This window comes from Pontibacter indicus, assembly GCF_900156345.1.
Taxonomy (GTDB): domain Bacteria; phylum Bacteroidota; class Bacteroidia; order Cytophagales; family Hymenobacteraceae; genus Pontibacter; species Pontibacter indicus.
This window is the reverse complement of the sequence record NZ_FTPP01000001.1, coordinates 472,612-492,787: the sequence shown is the minus strand read 5'-3', so window position 1 is coordinate 492,787 and position 20,176 is coordinate 472,612. Positions and strand designations below refer to the sequence as shown.

16 protein-coding genes are annotated in these 20,176 nt (G+C 52.8%); 10 read left to right on the top strand and 6 right to left on the bottom strand.

What is annotated here, in order from left to right:
• Positions 1 to 40: 40 nt before the first annotated feature.
• Positions 41 to 1,750, bottom strand: coding sequence for a pyruvate dehydrogenase complex dihydrolipoamide acetyltransferase (locus B0B12_RS02110; RefSeq protein WP_076665849.1), 1,710 nt, complete (start codon positions 1,748 to 1,750; stop codon positions 41 to 43).
• A 109-nt stretch (positions 1,751 to 1,859) separates the two neighbouring features.
• On the bottom strand, positions 1,860 to 2,486 hold the full coding sequence (locus tag B0B12_RS02105; RefSeq protein ID WP_076665848.1) for a histidine phosphatase family protein: 627 nt from the start codon (positions 2,484 to 2,486) through the stop codon (positions 1,860 to 1,862).
• A 66-nt stretch (positions 2,487 to 2,552) separates the two neighbouring features.
• On the opposite strand from B0B12_RS02105, the gene B0B12_RS02100 reads away from it, so the two are divergent.
• The 7 genes from B0B12_RS02100 (at position 2,553) to B0B12_RS02070 (ending at position 10,311) form a co-directional block, all read left to right on the top strand.
• On the top strand, positions 2,553 to 2,963 hold the full coding sequence (locus B0B12_RS02100; RefSeq protein ID WP_076665847.1) for a PaaI family thioesterase: 411 nt from the start codon (positions 2,553 to 2,555) through the stop codon (positions 2,961 to 2,963).
• A gap of 3 nt (positions 2,964 to 2,966) precedes the next feature.
• Positions 2,967 to 4,175: a chorismate-binding protein gene (locus tag B0B12_RS02095; RefSeq protein WP_076665846.1), complete on the top strand. Its 1,209-nt coding sequence runs from the start codon at positions 2,967 to 2,969 to the stop codon at positions 4,173 to 4,175.
• Positions 4,176 to 4,419: 244 nt separating this feature from the next.
• On the top strand, positions 4,420 to 6,117 hold the full coding sequence (gene menD / locus B0B12_RS02090) for a 2-succinyl-5-enolpyruvyl-6-hydroxy-3-cyclohexene-1-carboxylic-acid synthase (RefSeq protein ID WP_076665845.1): 1,698 nt from the start codon (positions 4,420 to 4,422) through the stop codon (positions 6,115 to 6,117).
• Between the two features lie 775 nt (positions 6,118 to 6,892).
• Positions 6,893 to 7,348 (top strand): DoxX family protein, encoded by a 456-nt coding sequence (locus B0B12_RS02085; protein ID WP_076665844.1) that lies wholly within the window; start codon positions 6,893 to 6,895, stop codon positions 7,346 to 7,348.
• A gap of 431 nt (positions 7,349 to 7,779) precedes the next feature.
• Complete coding sequence (locus B0B12_RS02080) at positions 7,780 to 8,892, top strand: AMP-binding protein (protein WP_076665843.1); 1,113 nt, start codon at positions 7,780 to 7,782, stop codon at positions 8,890 to 8,892.
• Between the two features lie 49 nt (positions 8,893 to 8,941).
• Complete coding sequence (locus B0B12_RS02075; RefSeq protein WP_076665842.1) at positions 8,942 to 9,811, top strand: SMP-30/gluconolactonase/LRE family protein; 870 nt, start codon at positions 8,942 to 8,944, stop codon at positions 9,809 to 9,811.
• A 104-nt stretch (positions 9,812 to 9,915) separates the two neighbouring features.
• Positions 9,916 to 10,311, top strand: coding sequence for a hypothetical protein (locus B0B12_RS02070; RefSeq protein WP_244554564.1), 396 nt, complete (start codon positions 9,916 to 9,918; stop codon positions 10,309 to 10,311).
• 184 nt (positions 10,312 to 10,495) lie between these two features.
• Here B0B12_RS02070 and hutG read toward each other — a convergent pair whose 3' ends face one another.
• The 3 genes from hutG to hutU all read right to left on the bottom strand — a co-directional run bounded on the left by hutG (position 10,496) and on the right by hutU (position 14,796).
• Positions 10,496 to 11,470 (bottom strand): formimidoylglutamase, encoded by a 975-nt coding sequence (gene hutG / locus B0B12_RS02065; RefSeq protein WP_076665840.1) that lies wholly within the window; start codon positions 11,468 to 11,470, stop codon positions 10,496 to 10,498.
• 188 nt (positions 11,471 to 11,658) lie between these two features.
• Positions 11,659 to 12,903, bottom strand: coding sequence for an imidazolonepropionase (hutI, locus tag B0B12_RS02060; protein ID WP_076665839.1), 1,245 nt, complete (start codon positions 12,901 to 12,903; stop codon positions 11,659 to 11,661).
• 180 nt (positions 12,904 to 13,083) lie between these two features.
• Complete coding sequence (gene hutU, locus B0B12_RS02055) at positions 13,084 to 14,796, bottom strand: urocanate hydratase (protein WP_076665838.1); 1,713 nt, start codon at positions 14,794 to 14,796, stop codon at positions 13,084 to 13,086.
• Positions 14,797 to 14,916: 120 nt separating this feature from the next.
• On the opposite strand from hutU, the gene B0B12_RS02050 reads away from it, so the two are divergent.
• Entirely contained in the window at positions 14,917 to 15,543 is a 627-nt protein-coding gene (locus B0B12_RS02050; protein WP_076665837.1) for a class I SAM-dependent methyltransferase, read from the top strand.
• A 712-nt stretch (positions 15,544 to 16,255) separates the two neighbouring features.
• Here B0B12_RS02050 and B0B12_RS02045 read toward each other — a convergent pair.
• Complete coding sequence (locus B0B12_RS02045) at positions 16,256 to 18,127, bottom strand: vWA domain-containing protein (RefSeq protein ID WP_076667592.1); 1,872 nt, start codon at positions 18,125 to 18,127, stop codon at positions 16,256 to 16,258.
• Between the two features lie 99 nt (positions 18,128 to 18,226).
• On the opposite strand from B0B12_RS02045, the gene B0B12_RS02040 reads away from it, so the two are divergent.
• Positions 18,227 to 18,826, top strand: a complete 600-nt coding sequence (locus B0B12_RS02040; protein WP_076665836.1) for an RNA polymerase sigma factor — start codon at positions 18,227 to 18,229, stop codon at positions 18,824 to 18,826.
• On the top strand, positions 18,813 to 20,165 hold the full coding sequence (locus B0B12_RS02035) for a carboxypeptidase-like regulatory domain-containing protein (RefSeq protein WP_076665835.1): 1,353 nt from the start codon (positions 18,813 to 18,815) through the stop codon (positions 20,163 to 20,165). The genes B0B12_RS02040 and B0B12_RS02035 overlap by 14 nt, the downstream gene beginning before the upstream one ends.
• Positions 20,166 to 20,176: the final 11 nt, after the last annotated feature.

The following is a 20,176-nucleotide window of genomic DNA, read 5'->3' as shown; positions in this document are numbered from 1 at the left end:
AAAGTCTTTTGTCTTTTGTCAAAAGTTCTTTTGTCAGGAATTACACCAGGATGCGGAGTGGGTTTTCCAGCATGCTCTTGAAGGTCTGTAGGAAGGCAGATCCAACAGCGCCGTCCACTACGCGGTGATCGCAGCTCAGCGTCACTTTCATCACGTTACCGATCTGGATGTTACCGTTCTTCACCACTGGCGTTTGCTTGATGGCACCTACCGCCATGATGCAGGCATCTGGTGGGTTGATGATGGCCGTGAATTCTTCGATGCCAAACATGCCCAGGTTAGAGATGGTGAAGGTGTTGCCTTCCCAGTCAGATGGCTGTAGCTTCTTGTTCTTCGCCTTGCCACCCAGGTCTTTCACCTCAGATGCGATGGCAGAAAGTGATTTGCTGTCGGCGTTGCGTACCACTGGTACCAGCAGGCCTTCTTCTACCGCCACTGCCACGCCAATGTTGATCTGCTTGTTGTAGCGGATCTTGTCGCCCAGCCAGGAGGAGTTCACGGCAGGGTGCTGACGAAGTGCCGCAGCAGCCGCCTTGATCACCAGGTCGTTGAATGACACTTTCACCGGAGACACCTCGTTGATCGAAGCACGGGACTCGATCGCTTTGTCCATGTCGATTTCCATGGTCAGGTAGAAGTGCGGTGCAGAGAACTTGCTTTCTGCCAGACGACGGGCAATCACCTTACGCATCTGCGATACAGTCACTTCCTCGTAGGCGTCTGTAGTAGCAGCCGGTGTTGCTGCAGCAGCTTGTGGCGCTGGAGCAGCGGCCTGAGTTGGAGCGGCAGCAGGGGCTGCAGCTTTTTGTGGTGCAGCAGACGGCGTGAAGTTCTCCACGTCGCGCAGCACGATACGGCCACCTTCGCCTGATCCTTTGATCTGGTTGAGCTTAATGCCTTTATCTTTTGCTACTTTTTTGGCAAGCGGAGAGGCTTTGATGCGTCCATTATCTTCAGCGGCTACCTGTTCGGTCTCGCCAGCCGGCACTTTCGTGTCCTGAACTTTTTCTTCAGTTGTCTCTTCAGTACGGGCTTCTACGTTTTCATCAGACTGTGCATTCTCCTCGCGGGAGCGTGCTTCAGTTCCGCCTTCAGCATTCAGCAATGCCTTGTAGTCAGCGTCTTTGTCGCCTATGATGGCGATGATCGCATCGATTGGAACCGCGTCGCCTTCGTTTACGCCGGTATACAGCAGGGTGCCGTCTTCGTAAGACTCCAGTTCCATGGTGGCCTTGTCGGTCTCCACTTCGGCCAGCACATCGCCTGAGCTCACTTTGTCGCCCACTTTCTTCAGCCACGATACCAGCACGCCTTCGGTCATGGTATCGCTCATTTTCGGCATGCGGATGACGTTAGCCTTGATATTGGAAGTATCCACAGTTGTTTTGGCAGCGGGAGCGTCGGCCTTGGCCGGAGCTGCTTCTTTCTTTTCTTCCTGCTTTGGAGCTTCCTCTTTGGCAGCAGGCGTTCCTCCGTTTCCGGCATCGCCTAGCAGGCCAGAAATGTCCTCGCCTTCCTTGCCAATGATTGCTATTACAGCATCAATAGGTACGGCATCGCCTTTTTTGGGACCAATGTGCAACAGGGTGCCATCTTCGTATGATTCCAGTTCCATAGTCGCCTTGTCGGTTTCCACTTCGGCCAGAATATCGCCGGCGCTCACCTTGTCACCTACTTTCTTAAGCCAAGATGCAATCACCCCCTCCGTCATCGTGTCGCTCATCTTAGGCATTCGTATCACTTCAGCCATAATTTATCGTCTTGTTTGTTCGCCTGATTCGTCTAATGGATAAAGCCCAAAATTAGACCTAAAAATATTTTATTCAAACTATACCTCTTAAATTGTTGCAACAGGCAATTTATACCTGCACATCCTGCAAATGGGCCACGTCGCAGTACTTCTTCACACTGAACATACTTCCCGTGAAATCGAGCTGGTAAAGGCACAGATTCTGATGCTCGAACTGGTCCATGCAGCGCAACGGGTAGCGCAGCAGCTGGCTTAGCAGGATGCGCATGGCGCGCCCGTGCATACAGATGAGCACATTTTCCTCTTCCGGCCTGCTCAGGATCAGATCCACTACAGGCTTCTGCCGGGCGGCTACCAGCTCAGGGCTCTCCCCTCCTTCTATACACAGGCTGGTTTCGCCCTCGGTCCAGGACTGCAGCATGCGGTGGTAGTAGGCGTCCTCTTCGGGTGTGATGCGGGTGCCCTCACGTGTGCCCCAGTTGATCTCGTTCAGCCCGGCATGTTGCTCGTGCGGTATGCCCTTCTCGATAAAGCCCTGCACCGACTGCATCGCCCGCTGCAATGTGGAGGTGTATACCTTGTCGAAAGGAACGTGCTGGTATTTCTGGAAGAATGCCGCAGCCTGCCTGCGCCCCAGATCGTTGAGCGAAGCATCCACGCCACTGCCCTGCACAATGCCCTTCAGGTTGAAATCGGTTTGCCCGTGGCGGATCAGGTATATTTTCTTAATACTCAAAATTGACTTACTTTTGCCTCTTTACAAATACGAGAATGCGAAGTTAGCATTCAAACCCTATACAAAATGGATTCTACGTTAGAAAAGCTGCAGGAGTGGAGTAAAAACACGATGGTGGAGCACCTGGGCATTCAAATGATCGCCTTTGAAGAGGGTGTTTTAACCGCCAAAATGCCAGTTGACAAGCGCACGCACCAGCCGATGGGCCTGCTGCACGGTGGCGCTTCCGTGGCTCTGGCCGAAACGCTCGGTAGCGTTGGCGCGGCGCTTTCAGTGGACCTGAGCCAGAAAGCCTGCGTGGGTCTGGAGATAAACGCCAACCACATCCGCAGCGTGCGCGAGGGTTGGGTATACGGCGAGGCCAAAGCCCTGCACCAGGGACGCAGCACCCAGGTATGGGAAATCAAAATCACCTCAGAGTCGGGCGATCTGGTATGCCTCAGCCGCATGACCGTCGCCATCATCGATAAGAAATAAGGTATGGAGCAGGCAGTTGGAATAGGAGGTGAAACCGGAGGGCACTATACCCTGGAACAGGTACTTACGGCGGCGCTGCGCCAGCAACTGGCCATAGCCGTCTGGCGACTTCCTTTGCAAACCGAAGTGCAAGCCTGCATCTCCTTTGCACCGCAATCCACCCCGGCTATACCTGCATTGGAGCCAAGTCCAGCCGGTTTCCTCTTCTGCCCCTTCGAGACGGAAGGCGAACATGGCCACATTTTCCTGAAAGCTGACATCCGGTATAGTTCCCTAACAGGTCAGATCACTACAGCTCCTGATGCACCAGCCACAAAGGCGAGCCTTTTTACAGAAGTAGTGATGCAGTCTGAGATCGGGGAGCCTAGCGCATGGCCTATACCTGCCAAACCTACTCGCCATGCCGACCGCAACGAAGAAACCTTCACAGCGGCTGCCAGCCTGGCGGTGGACGCCATCCGGGCGGAAACGATGGAGAAAGTCGTTCTCTCCCGAACCAGCACAACGCCGCTGCCCGCTGGTTTCAGTTTGCTCAAAGCGTTCGAGAAAATGCTGGCCGCCTACCCCAACGCTTTCGTCTCGCTGGTGGCTATACCTGGCGTGGGCACCTGGCTGGGCGCTACACCGGAAATACTGGTGAGTGTGGACCAGCAGCAGGTATTCAAAACGGTAGCCCTGGCCGGCACACAACCTTTGTGCGAAGACGGCTCCACGGCTAACGCCATCTGGCGCCAAAAGGAAATCGAAGAGCAAGGTATGGTAGAGCGCTACGTGCTGAGTTGTTTTAAAAAGCTCCGCCTGCGTGAGTATACCGAAGTAGGTCCCCGCACCGTGATAGCAGGAAACCTGATGCACCTGCGCACCGATTTTAAGGTGGATCTGAAGGAAGTGGACTTCCCAACGTTGGGCACCGATATGCTGCGCCTCTTGCACCCCACCTCCGCCGTGTGCGGACTCCCGAAGGAACCGTCTCAGCGCTTTATACTGGACCACGAAGGTTACGACCGTTGCTACTACAGCGGCTTTCTGGGCCCCGTAAACAGTGAAGCCGGTACCTACCTTTTTGTGAACCTGCGCTGCATGCAGCTATTAGAGCACGAAGCCGTACTATACGCAGGCGCTGGCATCACCGGCGAGTCATCCCCCGAAAAGGAATGGCAGGAAACAAGGCACAAACTTCAGACGATGTTTAAAATTCTATCGGAATTTTAAACATTGAGTGAATGAGTGATGGAGTGATTGAGTGATTTTTGAAATAGTGAATGGGGAGTTGAGCTAATTTATGGATTTAAATTTTTTTATAGGAGTGTTTAGTTTGACAAAAATCCAGTTAAAGGCTCCGAATTATTGCTCTCTAAAATCCCTCTACACAGACTCAATCATCAATTAAACAATTTAACCATCAACAATTTAACAATTCACTCAATCACTCAAACACTAACTCACTAAATCAAATATGATCCAATCGCCTGTTGTCAATATTGCTGAGATATGCGCCCGCAAGGGAGTGGAAAATGTGGTGTTGTCGCCGGGGTCGCGCTGTGCTCCGCTGACCATTGCTTTTGCACGTCACCCGAAGCTGACGGTGCGCACGGTAAGCGATGAACGGGCGGCGGCATTTATAGCCCTTGGCATGGCGCAGACAACGTGTAAACCGACGGTGCTGATCTGTACTTCGGGTACGGCTGCGCTCAACTATGCGCCTGCTGTGGCAGAGGCTTTCTTCCTGCAGGTGCCCTTGTTGGTGCTCACCGCAGATCGTCCACCGGAGTGGATCGATCAGCTGGACGGACAGACCATCCGGCAGCAACAGGTATACGGACAGCACATCAAGCGCAGCTTCGACTTCCCGGTTGCCCTGGAACATCCGGATGCCGTGTGGCATACGGAGCGCCTAGTGTCGGAGGCGCTGAACGAGGCGGTGGCTTTCCCGGCCGGCCCGGTGCACATCAACGTGCCGCTGCGTGAGCCCTTCTACCCTGCTGATGGAGAAGAACTGCAGTACGACACCCAGGTGAAAGTGATCGAAGAAGACCACAGTACCTTTGAGTTGAACCCGATGCAGTCCCTCAAGTTGGAGCAGGAAATGCTCTTTTTCAAGCGCGTGCTGATCGTGGCCGGGCAAGGGCACCACGACCTGAGTCTGCTGCAGGCCCTACAGAATTTCACGGGTTCGACGGGCGCCGTGGCAGTGGGAGACATCATCAGCAACACGCAACAACTGCCGGGTGTGGTGCGCCATCAGGATGCGATTTTAGCCTGCCCCGATCCGGAGAAAATGAAGTCCTTGCAGCCTGACTTGCTGATCACATTTGGCAAATCCGTCATATCCAAAAGCCTGAAGCTATACCTGCGCCAGTATAAGCCCAAAGCGCACTGGCACATACAGCCAGCCGGACAAGTGGCCGATACGTTCCAGTCGCTCACCCGCATCATCCGCTGCACTCCCGTCAGCTTTTTTCGCAGCCTGGCCGGAAGCACGCGCGTAGAACCTGGCTATATAGAATCCTGGACAGATATAGAAAGTAAGGCAGGTAATTTTCTGAAAGACTTTACAAAGGAAGCTCCCTACAGCGAATTGACGGCCATCAGCCGTATGCTCAACAGTCTGCCACAGCAGAGCAATCTGCACCTGGCTAACAGCATGGCAGTGCGCTATGCCAACATCCTGGCCCTACGAGCAGATCAGGATGTGCAGGTATACGCCAACCGCGGCACGAGCGGAATTGACGGCAGCACCAGCACCGCTGTCGGCTGCGCCCTTAGTAGCAACCGCATCACCACCCTCCTCACTGGCGACATGGCCTTTTTCTACGACCGCAACGGACTCTGGCACAATTACCTGCCGGCCAACCTGCGCATCGTGATCATCAACAACCATGCAGGGGGCATTTTCAGGCTGATCGATGGTCCGAAGCGGCAGCCGGAGTTGGAAGAATTCTTTGAAACCTGCCAGCAACTGGACGCCCGTAACACGGCCCTCGACTTCGGTTTGGAATACACTGTCTGCTCTTCACTCGAGGAACTAGAGCAAGCACTACCCGCTTTCTTCGCCGCCGATGCCGGAGCTGGTATACTGGAGATCTTCACCGACAGCAAAGAGAATGCTGTAGAGTTCGCTGCTTATAAGCAGGCGCTGTTGAAGGCTTTGTAGGCGATTACCTCCCCTAACCCCTCCTAAAAACAGGAGGGTGACTTTGTGTTGCCAGTTTAAAAGTATAGACAGTATAGTAACCGTATACTTGCACGATTGACACACCCCTGCCCCTCTCAAGAGGGGAATTTTCTGTAGTTACCAGTTTGCAGGTATAAGCCTTGTAGCAAAGGTGTAGCTATACCGGGTCCAACCACCCCTAACCCCTCCTTGTCTAAGGCGGGGAACATGTAATTGCCATCTCACAGATATAAGCATTGTAGTTTTTGCATACCTGTTCACGATTACACCCTCTTCGCTCCCCTCAAGAGGAGAATTTGGCCACTACTACGATTAAGGTATAGCTTCATAGTATCCACACAAGCCACTGGCAGGTATAGCAAGACTTACTTGCACGTAACCAACGCAGCAAATAACGGTGCCAGGTGCACTTTTGACGATTTTTTGTTTGAGCGGTCAGCGAGTTCAAAATCGTCTTGATTTTTTTGCCTACTTTTTTCATCAAGGAAAAAAGTAGGTGCCCGCCGCACAGGCGAAACCCCAGCCCGCCTGGCATGGCAAGCTATGAAACAAGTTGCTATACCTTCAACAGCTAAACTGCTACATGAGGTATAAGTATACCGCCGCCATGAACTGCGGCTCCTTGCATAAACAGCAGATGCAAGCCTACCTATTCGATATTTCAAAGAACTAACCCTTATTTCATCATCCATTTAACAGCACGATTCGTTTAAATAATTGTATACTAATTTGTTAAACCTAAAATCATACAGCCATGAACTTAACGCAAGACATGCACCGGATCGAGCACTGGGCTGATACACACCATCCGGTTTGGGTAGACTTTGTGCGCATGGCGCTGGGTATCTTTTTATTCGTGAAAGGCGTCATGTTTATCCAGGATACGGAGGCACTGCAGAACATTATGCGCGATAGCCAGTTTCAATGGGTGTCATTCGGTATGGCACATTATGTGGCCTTTGCGCACCTGGTGGGCGGACTGCTGATTGCCATGGGCCTGGTTACCCGCATTGCCATCCTCTTTCAGATCCCGATCCTGTTGGGTGCTGTGTTTTTTATCAATCCGCAGCGGGGCTTCTACTCTGAGAACACCGAGCTTTGGTCATCTATCGTTGTCCTGATTCTGCTGTTTGTGTTCCTGATCCTCGGTTCTGGCCGTTTGTCGGTCGATAACCTGATCAGCCGCCCGGAAAGAGACGTGCTTTATTAAGCCATTGCTTCTGGTGCTTTATTAAATGCACCAGACCCGGCTAATCCGAAAATTGCTTCCTCCATACGGGGAGGAAGGTGATAGAGGTGCGGCTCTTACTTTCCGAAAAACTTCCGATTTAATTTTTTATAAACCTGCCTCACCCTGTTGGAAACATGATTCAGTAGTTCTCCTATTAACTGCTAAGCATAAATTATACCTGCCCTTATTTAGGTCTTATACCTGATTCTCGTAATTTTGAGCGAAAAATCAGAGCAGCCTATACCTGCAAAAAACCCGTATGGTATAGTCTGGCAGCTAGCCTATTTCGTATGCTATCAACAGCATAAATAATCGGCTAGCTATACCTGCCAGGCTCCGAAAAATAAAACGTATGAACATGCGGCAAAGCAGTACTGAAGACGTGCTTGTCGCAACTATTGAGACACCCCATGACGCAAAGGTTCCTGACCCTAAACGGGAAGAAGTTCTTCTACGACGAAATAGCGGCCTATTCTTTCCGCAACAGTGTGCCACTAAACGGCTACGAAGCAAAGACCCTCGAATTTTGCCGTGACTGGCTTAACGGGGTGCAGGAATTTCCGATCCAAACCTCCGGCTCTACCGGCGTGCCGAAGCAGATTGCGCTCACACGCAAGCAAATGGAGATCAGCGCCCGCCGGACTATCAAACTGCTCCACCTGAAAGCAGATGAGCATATGCTAATCTGCCTCAATACAGAGTACATTGCCGGTTTGATGATGATCGTTCGCGGACTGCTGGCCGACATGCAGATGACGATTGTGGAGCCTGTCGGGAATCCGCTTACACTTGCCCCTGCAGACGAAGCGTATCACTTCTCGTCCTTTGTGCCGATGCAGCTGCAGACCATCCTGCATGAAAACGGGGGCAGTCTGGAGCGCTTGAACAACATGAAAGCCATCCTGGTGGGAGGTGCTCCGGTAAGTTTTGCGCTACAGCGCGAGCTGCAACTGCTGCGGGTGCCAGTCTACCATACCTACGGTATGACGGAAACAGCCTCGCACATTGCCCTGCGCCTGCTCAACGGCCCTGACGCAGCCGACTACTACGAAACGATCGAGGGCGTCACCATTGGCCAGGACAACCGCGGATGTCTCACCATCACAGCCGACATCACGTCAAATGAAACGCTGGTCACAAACGATATCGTCGAGATCCTCACCCCTACTCGCTTCCGATGGATAGGCCGTGCTGACAATACCATCAATACCGGCGGCGTGAAAGTGCAGACGGAAACCGTGGAAGTAGCCGTTTCGGAAGCCATGGCCGACCTGGAAAATGCGCCTCGCTTCTTTGTGGCCTCCCAGCCTGACGAACTGTTGGGCGAAAAAGTGATTCTGGTACTGGAAGGAAACAGTTTGCCCGAGGAAACAGAGCAGCTCGTACTGGACAAAATGCGCAGTCTGTTGCACAAGTTCGAAATGCCGAAAGACGTGTACTATAGCCCCGCTTTCTCGGAAACTCCCACCGGCAAAGTGTCCCGGCTGCGCACCATGCAGAAGCTGGGGCTCGAGACAGATTAAAACAGGTATGGCGCTATCGCGTAGTAGGGTAAAAACAAAGCACCTGACTATGCGATCATTCTCATTACTTAGCTTCATCTTACTCGCCGCCCTTTGCCTGCAAGGCTGCAGTGGCGGACTGTTCTCTTCCAAAGGCCCCGTAACGCTTACAGAGGCCTGGGCCACGGACAACACACTGCGCTCTCCTGAGTCGGTGGTCTTCGACCGCGAACGCAATGTGCTCTACGTTTCCAACATTAACGAGAGCAACAGAGACCGCAAAGATGGTGATGGCTTTATCTCGCGCCTTAGCCCCAACGGCGACGTGGAGCAACTCTATTGGGTTTCGGGATTGAATGATCCTAAAGGCCTTGCCCTGCACAACAACATCCTGTATGTGGCCGACATAGACGAGATCGTTGCCATTGCCACCCAGACAGGCGCCATCCTGGCCCGGCACAAAGCTGACAAAGCCCAGATGCTCAACGATGTGACCGTAGACGATGCCGGCAATGTGTATGTATCCGACTCGCAGCGCGGAGCTATCTATCTGTTCCGGAACGGCCGCGTCAATCACTGGCTCGACACCAAGCGTGAGCGCCCGAATGGTTTGTTATATGACAATAATCGACTGATCGTGGCGTCCTTCAACACAGGTAAGGTGCGCTTTCTGGATACGGACCAGAAGGAATTCACAGACTGGACCGAAAAGATTCCTTCGGCAGATGGCATTGTGCGGCTAGGTGCTGGGGGGTATCTGGTATCGAACTGGAATGGGGAAATTTATTTTGTGAACAATGCCGGCAAGAACTGGAAAGTGCTCGATACGAAGAACAAGAAAATCAACGCAGCGGATATTTTCTATTCCGAAGAGCAGGGCCTGCTTTACGTCCCCACTTTTTTCGACAACCGCGTGGTTGCCTATCGGGTGTCTTTCTAGAAAAAAATTGCACTGATTTTTAGAATTTTTAGTGAGACCCGTAGAATCTGGCCTAAATTATGTATAGCTCCGGTATACCCATGTGCTGGAGATAGATTATGAAAATGAAACAAACGTATTGGCTGGCTGGCGCCATGGTGCTGGCCGGTTTTTGCGCCACGGCGCAGCGGAGCTCAACCCAAACTATACCTGTAGAGCAGGACAAAATCAAAGAGATTAAAGCCGACTCCACCGTCCGTATGGAAACGCTGTCGGGTATATTTCTGAACCCAACCAAGAAAGGGACTTTTGTGCTGGACTTCAATCAGGTGCTGACTGAAAATGCGCGGCTGGAAGTGAAAAACAGAGCAGGCAGGCTGGTTTATAAAAAACCTGTGAGCGTAGCCAAGAAAGAAACCGCCTGGCGTTTTGACCTGGGCAAGCTGCGACCCGACACCTATCAAATCGAAGTCATCACCCCCGACACAACCTATTGGAGTAAGTTTAAGGTTGGAAGATAAGAAAGTTAGAAAAGTAAAAAGTTAGAAAGGTAAAAATCTAGCTTAGCAGCTTAAAGTCAGGTATAAAAAGGATTGACATCCTCTGCTGTTACAGGTTAGTGAAACGCCATGCAATTAACTAACCTGCATTTCAGCCTAGGTAGCGTCATCTTTCTATCTTTCTAACTTTTTACTTTTCTAACTTCTAAATCTGGCTCCATTGCTGCACCACGTGGTACAGTAGCGAAGCCGCGAGTCTTGCGGTACGGCTGTCGACGTCTAACGACGGGTTCAGCTCCACCACGTCCAGGGTGAGCAGTTTGCCACTGCTGATGATCTCCTGTAACAAAATCAGAGCGATTTCCGGGTGTATACCTAAAGCAGCCGGGGCACTTACGCCCGGTGCATAGGCTGCAGCGAACACATCCAGGTCGATGCTCACGTACAGCACATCTACCAGCGCTATAAACTGCTGCAGTTTTTCGCGCAGCGCCTCAAAGTTGTATACCTGCATGGCGGGAGCAAATACATAATCAGCTCCATACTCCTCAGCTGTTTTGAAGAGCTTTTGGGTGTTGCCATACTGCTGTATACCCAGGCACAGGTAGTTGAACTCCTGGTTGTTTTTGATCAGATCGTCGGCGATCTGTAGAAACGGCGAGCCCGAACTTGGTTGCTTTTCATAACTGCGCAGGTCGAAGTGCGCGTCGAAGTTGATGATGCCGAGTTGTTTGTCTGCAGGCAACGCTTGTTTTATCCCTGAAAAGTGACCGTAAGCGGTTTCGTGGCCTCCTCCGAGGACGATTGTTTTGTAGGTGTTGGCCAGGAGCGAGTGTACCTTCTTGCCAAGCTGCTTCTGCGCCTCTTCCAGGTTCTGGTTGGTACAGTATACATCACCGGCGTCCAACAGGGCGGTGTCATCCTCCAAGTGCCAGGCAAATGAAGCCATGGCCTGCCGTAAAGCTGATGGTCCCTGCACAGCCCCTTCCCTTCCCTGGTTGCGCCGCACGCCCTCATCACAGCAAAAGCCCAGAAACACTATGGCCTGCTCAGCCGTCGCTGGTTCCGTTTCCTTGCTTAAGTCAAGCAGCTGTATGCCCTGGTGCCAGCGCTTGCCTTCCACACCATCTGCAGCGTCTACTCTTCCTTTCCAGGTGCCGGCTTCCGTAGGTTTGTACATGTGATTTATGGTTGAATTGTTGATGGTTAAATTGTTGGTTGTTTGATGCACGATTGACACACCCCTGCCCCTCTCAAGATGGGAATTCCAAAGTAGATATTTCCCTCTTGAGGTACGAACTGAGTATTTTTATCAGTGCTATACCTAACCCGGTAGCACCACAAGACGAGCTTAGGTATAGCTATACGCTATACCTCCATCCCCAGCTTCCATACCTGGGCTGGTTTCAGTTTGCCTTGCTGGTAGAGGATTTCTTTGTAGTTATCGGTCGGGAAGGCGATTAAATCGGCCAGTTTTCCTTTCTCAATGGTGCCACGGTCCGTCAGATTAAGAGCTTTTGCGGCACGAACGGTGATACCAGCCAGCGTCTCGGCCACGGTCAGTTTTTCGGCGGCACCCAGCAGTGCGGCTTGCATCAACAGATCCCCCATCGGAGCGGAACCGGGGTTCCAGTCGGTGGCGATGGCCAGACAAAGTCCGCCGTCGAGCATTTTGCGGGCAGGTGCATAGTGCATACCCAAACCCAGCGATGCCCCCGGCAGTACAGTCGCCACCACACCGGATTGTTTCATCAGAGCGATCTCCGCCTCACCACTCGCCTCTAAATGGTCGGCGCTGATTGCCCCAGCTTCGGCTGCAATGCGGCTACCGCCGGTACTGAACTGGTCGGCGTGCACCGTAATTTCGAAGCCCAGCTCTTTAGCCGCTATCAAATACTCCAGCGATTCCTCTTCGTTGAAGGCCGTTTCTTCGATGAAAATATCCACCCGGTTGGCCAGCCCCTGCTCCTTTATCTGTGGCAGTAGATGCGAGAGGACCTCCAGCAGGTATAGGCGCGAGTCGGTGTGCTCCGGTGGACGCATGTGGGCCGCCAGGCAGGTAGGTATAAGCTCCAGGGAATGATGCTTGTTTACAAGCTGAATCGCCTCCAGCATCTTGATTTCCTCTTCTGTAGTCAGGCCGTAACCGCTTTTCACTTCGCAGGTCGTCACGCCTTCTGCCAAATGGCGATCGCAGCGTTTCTTAAGCAGTTCCACAAGTTCCACCAGAGTAGCCTCGCGGGTTTTACGCACGCTGTCGAGTATGCCGCCACCGCTGCGGGCGATCTCCAGGTATGATTTTCCGGCCACACGCATAGCGTAGTCGTTGGCGCGGGAGCCGGCAAAACAGATGTGGGTGTGCGCATCCACCAGCCCCGGCAGCAGTACCATTGGCTGGTCAATTTTGTGCAGTGTGTACTGCTCTTCTTTTGCTATGTTCAGGAGCTTCTGGTAATCCCCTACCAGCACAATCTGTCCTTCAAACATCAGCACGCCCCCATTTTCAATGACCTCCAGCTGTTCGTCAGCAATAGGCCCCACTTCCGGCAGGCCGGCCATGGTGAGCACCTGACAGAAAGGACCGATTAAGGTATGTGAAGTTTCGTGTTTCATAGTTTGGTGTGGATTATCCTTTACTTTTGCTCGTGTTGCCTCCAACATCAACTTTCATTTCGAATTAATTGCCATTTCGAACGGCAGCGAGAAATCTGCAGTGCTTTAAATGATTCCTTAGATTACCCAGTAGCGTTCGAAATGACAACAATGATTTTCCATTCTTCAATAGGCAGATTGTTACAGCTTCAAGCCGAACTTCTCCGCATTCTGCTGCGCGGTTTCGTAACCGGCATCGGCATGGCGGAAGATGCCCATGGCCGGGTCGTTGTGCAGCACGCGGCTCAGGCAGCGGTCGGCACGCTCGGTACCGTCAGCCAGGATCACCATTCCGGCATGTTGCGAGTACCCAATCCCTACACCGCCTCCGTGGTGGAACGATACCCAGGTGGCGCCACCCGCCGTGTTGGACATCAGGTTGAGCAGCGGCCAATCCGATACCGCATCGGAGCCGTCGAGCATCCCTTCCGTCTCGCGGTAAGGCGAGGCCACAGAGCCACAGTCGAGGTGGTCGCGGCCAATGACGATCGGGGCTTTTACCTTGCCTTCGCGTACGAGTTGGTTGAACATAAGACCGGCTTTCTCGCGCTCGCCCATACCCAGCCAGCAAATGCGGCATGGCAGTCCCTGGAAAGCCACTTTCTCTTCGGCCTCATCCAGCCACTTGATCATGTGCGAGTTCTCCGGGAAAAGTTCTTTCAGGGCTTCATCTGTCACGCGGATATCCTCCGGGTCGCCGGAAAGAGCTGCCCAACGGAAAGGACCTTTGCCTTCGCAGAAAAGCGGGCGCATGTACTCCGGCACGAAACCAGGTATGTTGAAGGCGTTCGGCTCGCCACCCTGCTGGGCAAACTCACGCAGGTTGTTGCCATAGTCGAAGGTGCGGCTGCCGCGGCGCTGCAACTCCAGCATAAAGCCCACGTGGCGGGCCATGCTCTTGAGTGAGCGGGCCTTGTACTCCTTCGGATCACGCTCACGCAATTCTTTCGCATCTTCCAGCGTCAGGCCGTTGGGCACATAGCCGTTTATCGGGTCGTGAGCAGAAGTTTGGTCAGTGAGAATTTCGGGGGTGATGTTGTCGTTGATCAGTTTCTCCAGCACGTCGCCAATGTCGCCTACCAGTCCAATGGAGATGGCTTCGCCTTTTTCTTTGGCCTCCAATGCCCAGCGTTTGGCCTCCTCGTAATCGTAGGTCATTTTATCGATGTAGCGGGTCTCGAGTCTTTTTTTGATACGCTCCGGGTCCACGTCTACGCCCAGGAAAGTAGCACCGGCGATAGTGGCCGCCAAAGGCTGTGCGCCGCCCATACCACCAAGTCCGCCTGTTACGAGCAGCTTGTGGCGCAGGTCATCGTTGAAGTGAATTCTGCCACAGGCCGCAAAGGTCTCGTACGTACCCTGCAGAATGCCCTGCGTACCAATGTAGATCCAGCTACCGGCCGTCATCTGTCCGTACATCATCAGACCGCGTTCGCGCAGCTCGTTGAAGTGCTCCCAGGTAGCCCAGTGCGGTACCAGGTTGGAATTGGCGATAAGCACACGCGGTGCCTCGGCATGCGTGCGCACCTTGCCCACCGGCTTGCCGGACTGCACGAGCAGACTTTCGTCTTCCTCCAGATTCAGCAGCACTTCGATGATCTTCTGGGCATCTGCCACCGTACGCGCCGCCTGGCCTATACCTCCGTATACCACCAGTCGGCTCGGGTCTTCGGCCACTTCGTCGGTGAGGTTGTTGAGGAACATGCGCAGGGCAGCCTCCGACTGCCAGTTTTTGGCATTCAGTTCGGGACCGGTTGGCGGAATATAGGTGGGGTGATTGGCGTATTTCTGGATAAACTCACTCACAGAGAGTCCGGAGCGCTTCACAGTTTGGGTGGCAGTAGCGTTATTCATAGTTGCTTATATGGTAAAATCCTGTTCAATATTCTTAAAAATAAAGGAGAAAGGATAGGAAAATCATGCTTAATTTCAGCCTCACAGCTAGTCCTATACCATTGTCTGAACAACAGTACCATGTTTCACATCCCGCTCAGCTCCCTCCCCGCCCAGTTCGGCGACATCGACATCTACCTGTTCGACCAGTTGCTCAAAGGCCGAATCCAGAGAGGAATGAAGCTCTTGGATGCTGGTTGTGGAGCTGGCCGAAACTTACACTACCTGTTGCAGGCCGGTGTAAAGGTATACGGAGCTGATCTTTCGGCAGAAGCCATCGATAAAGTTAGGAATCTGGCTTCTGAGCTGGCTCCTAACCTGCCTGCCCGCAACTTTGTGGTAGCCGATTTAGATGCGCTGCCTTTTGAGGATGCTCAATTCGACGTGGTGCTTTGCAGTGCTGTTTTGCATTTCGCCCGTAGCGAGGAACATTTCAACGGTATCGTCCGGGAACTGTGGCGCGTACTCAAGCCGGGTGGTATGCTCTTCGCCCGATTCAGCACCACGATCGGGCTGGAGGGAAAGCTGCAGCAGGTAGAGGGCCGGTTTTACCGGATGTCACATGGTCCGGTCTGGTTTCTGGCGGATGAAAAGCTGGTGGTAGAATTGGAAAAGGAGCTGGGTTTTGCAAGGCTTGAGCCTTTAAAGACAGTGTTGGTAGAGCAAGAACGCACCATGACGACTTGGGTGGTGCGGAAGGTTGTCTGATTCTATATATAGGGCCCCTACCCCAAGGATTTACAGGATTAAACAATTAACAGGATTTCGGTGCACGATTAACATCCCCCTACCCCCTTCGAAGGGGGACTCTTGTCCACAGTCATTTTCTCAGGTATAGGGCTTTTAGCTCCCGTGTTGTTATACCGGGTCGAACCACCCCTAACCCTTCCTTACCAAGGCGTTGAACCTGAAACTGCTACTCCAAGGTATAGGCGTTGTAGCAAGCTGTACACTCGCTTGCTTTACACACCCCTGCCCCTCTCAAGAGGGGAATTATGCCGTTGCCAATTTCAAGGTATAAGAGCCATAATTTGTTTTATTATATGAATATCACTGATCACTGGCACGCATCGAAAGACATCCTTGCCCCTTTCAACTATGTAACAGATCACCTGTGCAAAGTGCATCAAACGACACTCCACTGTTTGAGCGGTCAGCGAGTTTGGAGGGTCTTGACTTTTTTGCCTACTTTTTGTGTCAAGACAAAAAGTAGGTCCCGGCCGGACAGGCCAAGCTATGAAACTATTCAACTTAGGGTATAGCATGCCAGAAGCGACGCGAGGTATACGTATAGGTTACACAAAACCAGAGGCCTTACGATAGCAGACAAGAGCGAAGAAGATCTCACTACAACCTCACTTAATTGAGCAAAAGAAGCAGGAAGCAGCGAACTACTTCCCGTTTCTTTTGCTAAAAGCAACTACCTCCCATCACTCACCAACCCCATCGACTTCACCAAATTAACAAACTCAATCCGATACCCCTCTTCATCCTTCCCACGGGCATTCTTCGCCAAATCCAGCACCATAGGGAAAGAGGCATTGCCCTTGTGCTCGGAGTCGCGGAGGAGCATACCGCAGGCCGCTACTGCAGCAGAGAAGCGGAAATTGTCAGAGGTTTGGTCCGTAGGTATAGCTTGACTATTCACCGTTTTTGTCATTAGTCTGCTCGTCTCGCCGTCGGGTTCTTTGTAGCGCAGTTTCATGGTGAGCATCTCGTCGGAGCTCTTTGCTTTCGGGTCGAGGGTGGTTTTCTGGTATTTCAGCGCATCTACAGTTCCCGCCTGCGTATCAGACGTAGCTCCTGTTGGCACAATTTCATAAAGGGCCGTGACGGTATGGCCGGAGCCCATGTCGCCGGCATCTTTCTTGTCGTCGTTGAACTCTTCGTTAGCCAGAGCGCGGTTTTCGTAGCCGATCAGGCGGTAGGCTTTCACTTTGGCCGGATTGAACTCGAGCTGTAGCTTCACGTCCTTGGCAATGGTGAAAAGTGTGCCGCCGAACTCGTTCACAAACACTTTCTGCGCTTCCCGGATGTTGTCGATATAAGCGTAGTTGCCGTTCCCTTTGTTGGCCAGTTGCTCCATGCGGGAGTCTTTCAGGTTGCCGGTGCCGAAGCCCAGCACGGTCAGGAATACACCCGTCTCGCGTTTTTTCTCGATCAGGCGCTGCAATTCGCTGTCGCTGCTCACACCCACATTGAAGTCGCCATCCGATGCCAGGATCACCCGGTTGTTGCCACCTTTCATAAAGTTATCTTCCGCTACCTTATAAGCCAGGTTGATGCCTGCGCCACCGGCCGTAGAACCACCTGCCTCCAACTGGTCCAAAGCCTCGATGATTTTCTTCTTATCCTTTCCGGAGGTGGAGGGCAGTACCAGTCCCGCCGCACCGGCATACACTACCATCGATACCTTGTCCTGCGGACGAAGCTCTTCCACCAGCAGTTTCAGACCGGCTTTCACGAGCGGTAGTTTGTCAGGCGAGAACATGGAGCCGGACACATCGATCAGGAAAACCAGGTTAGAAGGTGGAAGTTTGTCTGTTGGCACACGCTTGCCCTGCAGGCCGATGTGCAACAGCTGATTGTCCTTGTTCCAAGGGCAAGCGGAGAGTTCGGTCGTGACAGAAAAAGGGGCATCGTCGGTGGGTTGCGGATAGTCGTAGTTGAAATAGTTCACCATTTCCTCAATGCGCACGGCATCCGCTGGTGGCCGTTGCCCCTGGTTCAGGAAACGGCGCACGTTGCTGTAAGAGGCATTATCGACGTCGATGGAAAAAGTGGAAAGCGGATTTTTCTGTGCATCCAGAAACGAGCTTTCTTTGATGAAGTCGTAGTTCTCAGTATTGTGCACCATAGGAGCAGCATCGAAAATAGGCGCTGGCCCATAGGTTATGTTTTGTGCCGCATCTCTCCTTGAGAAAACTCCCGCCACCTTACCGGCTACTGCGCGGGACATACTTTGCTCCACCACAACCACTTCATGCAGCGTGTGGGTATCCAGTTGCAGCTTCACATCCAACACATCCTGCTTACCCGCCTTAAGTTCCTGGGTCTTGTAACCGATATAGCGAAAAACAAGCGTGGCCTTGTCGTTAGGTATAGCTAAACTGTACTTGCCGTGTTGGTCAGTGGAGATACCCTTTGATGTTCCTTTGATGATGATGCTTACGCCAGGCAATGGATTGCCGGCACCGGCGTCGGTTACAGTTCCGGTGATGGTGCGACTCTGCGCGGTTGCTGTCAGCCCGAACAGTAGCAGGGCTAAAAGCAGGTAAAGGTTCTTTTTCATGGCTTTTATGTTTTGGTTTCCCGCATGATGCCACCTCCACAGGCTTTCCATAAAAATTTAGGAATATTTTTCTTTTCTTTAGAAAATCAATTCCGGCACATGCTCCCATTCTTCATCAAGCTCTTTACGAACGCCAAGCCACCGCCCGACGACGCGGAGCTGGTGCGCCTTTACAAGGAGACGTGCGAGCTGGAGCATCTGGGGGAATTGTTTCAGCGGCACTCCAAACTCGTATACCTGGTCTGCCAGAAATACCTGCAGGACCCGGAGGAAAGCAAGGACGCCACCATGCAGCTGTTCGAGCATGTTTCTAAAGCGCTGCTGCAGCACGAGGTGAGTAATTTCAAGAGCTGGCTGCACGTGACCACCCGCAACTATTGCCTGATGCAGCTGCGCGCCAATAAACACAAAAACAAGGTACCGTTCTCAGATAATGCCCCGCCACTTATGGAAAGTGTGGAGCCGCTGCATCCTACCGACGCAGAGGAATCTGAGAAGATGGAACAGGCCTTGCACGCAGCCCTGAAAGAGCTGCCACCGCAGCAGCGGGAATGCGTCGAGTTGTTTTACCTGCAACAAAAGAGTTACAAAGAGATCAGCGCCCTCACGGGTTGCGACCTGAGCAAAGTGAAAAGCTACATCCAGAACGGAAAGCGAAACCTGAAAATCATCCTGGAGAAAAACCATGCAGCCAGATAGCCGACATATCCTTTGGGAGCCGGGCGACCACCCTTCCGTGGAACTGCTGGAGCAGTACCATGACGGCACCTTGCCCGATGCCCTGCACCACCAGCTGGAGCGCCACCTGCTGGACTGTGACCTGTGTGCGGATGCATTGGAGGGGCTTCAGGTGTCGGATGCCGCTCAAACCGAAAACGATGTGCGGGACATCAACCGGCACATCGCGGCCAAAAGTCAGCAGCGCAAAAACCTATACCTGCCAGATTGGAAAGTAGCCGCAGCCGTCGTGCTGGTATTGCTCTCTTCGGTGGCGGTCTTCTACTACAATTACCAGCAGGTGCGCGAACAGCAAGGTATAGCTGCCCAGCAGGAACAGGCGATTCAGGAAGCGATGGACCTCGGCGAAAAACCGGCATCGGCTATACCTGAAACTATAGCTGATGCGATACCCGATACGGTGCGCCCAGAGCAGATGGCTGCTGTCACCAAACCCCGACTGCTCCCTTCCCCACGGGCACGCAGAAGTCCCGCTGTTGGCGAAGAAGCAATCGTGCTCGCTGATGAAATAGAAGAAGTGGAAGTTGAAGTAGCGGTGGCTGATCTGACGGAGGCCATACCTGAAAAACCTTTGATAGCTCAAACAGATAAGCTAGCGGAAGTAACGGTACCGGCTGCACCACAGCACCTCAGCCTGCAGCCAGAAAGTACGTCAATGCCCAAAGCCTTGCGAGGGCGCGTGGCCGGCGTGCAGGTGCAGCGAAACAAAGCACTGGGTACCAATCAGGTGCAGGGGCAGGTAGTGGACCAGGACGGCACGCCGCTGCCGGGCGTTTCGGTGGTGGTGAAGGGCACGCAGCATGGCGTGGCAACGGATGCGCAGGGCAACTTTGTACTGACCTTGCCGGATGATAAAGCGACTTTAGTTTTCCGTTACATTGGTTACCAGACAAGAGAAAAAGGGGTATATGCAGGTACCAACCCGATTACCATGGATCTGGCCCTGGATACGAAGTCTTTGAGCGAAGTAGTGGTGACGCGTCAGCACAGTTCCTCCCCTGCTCCGGTTGTAGCGGCCAGGCCTGCTGACGGCCTCAAGGCGTATCGTCAGTACCTGGCTGACAGTTTGCGCTATACCTCTGACATGCTCAGGGGGCGCGTTGTGATTCGGGCAACTGTTATGACGGACGGCTCGCTGGAAAACCTGGAAGTGGTGCGTGGCCTTTGTGAGCCCTGCGACGACGAAGCCATGCGCCTGGTAGCTCAAGGTCCGAAATGGCAACCGGCTACACAGGGCGGTCACAAGATTGAGCAGAAAGTCAGAATAATCGTACGCTTCAGGCCTGAAAAGGGGAACTAGATGGAAGCATT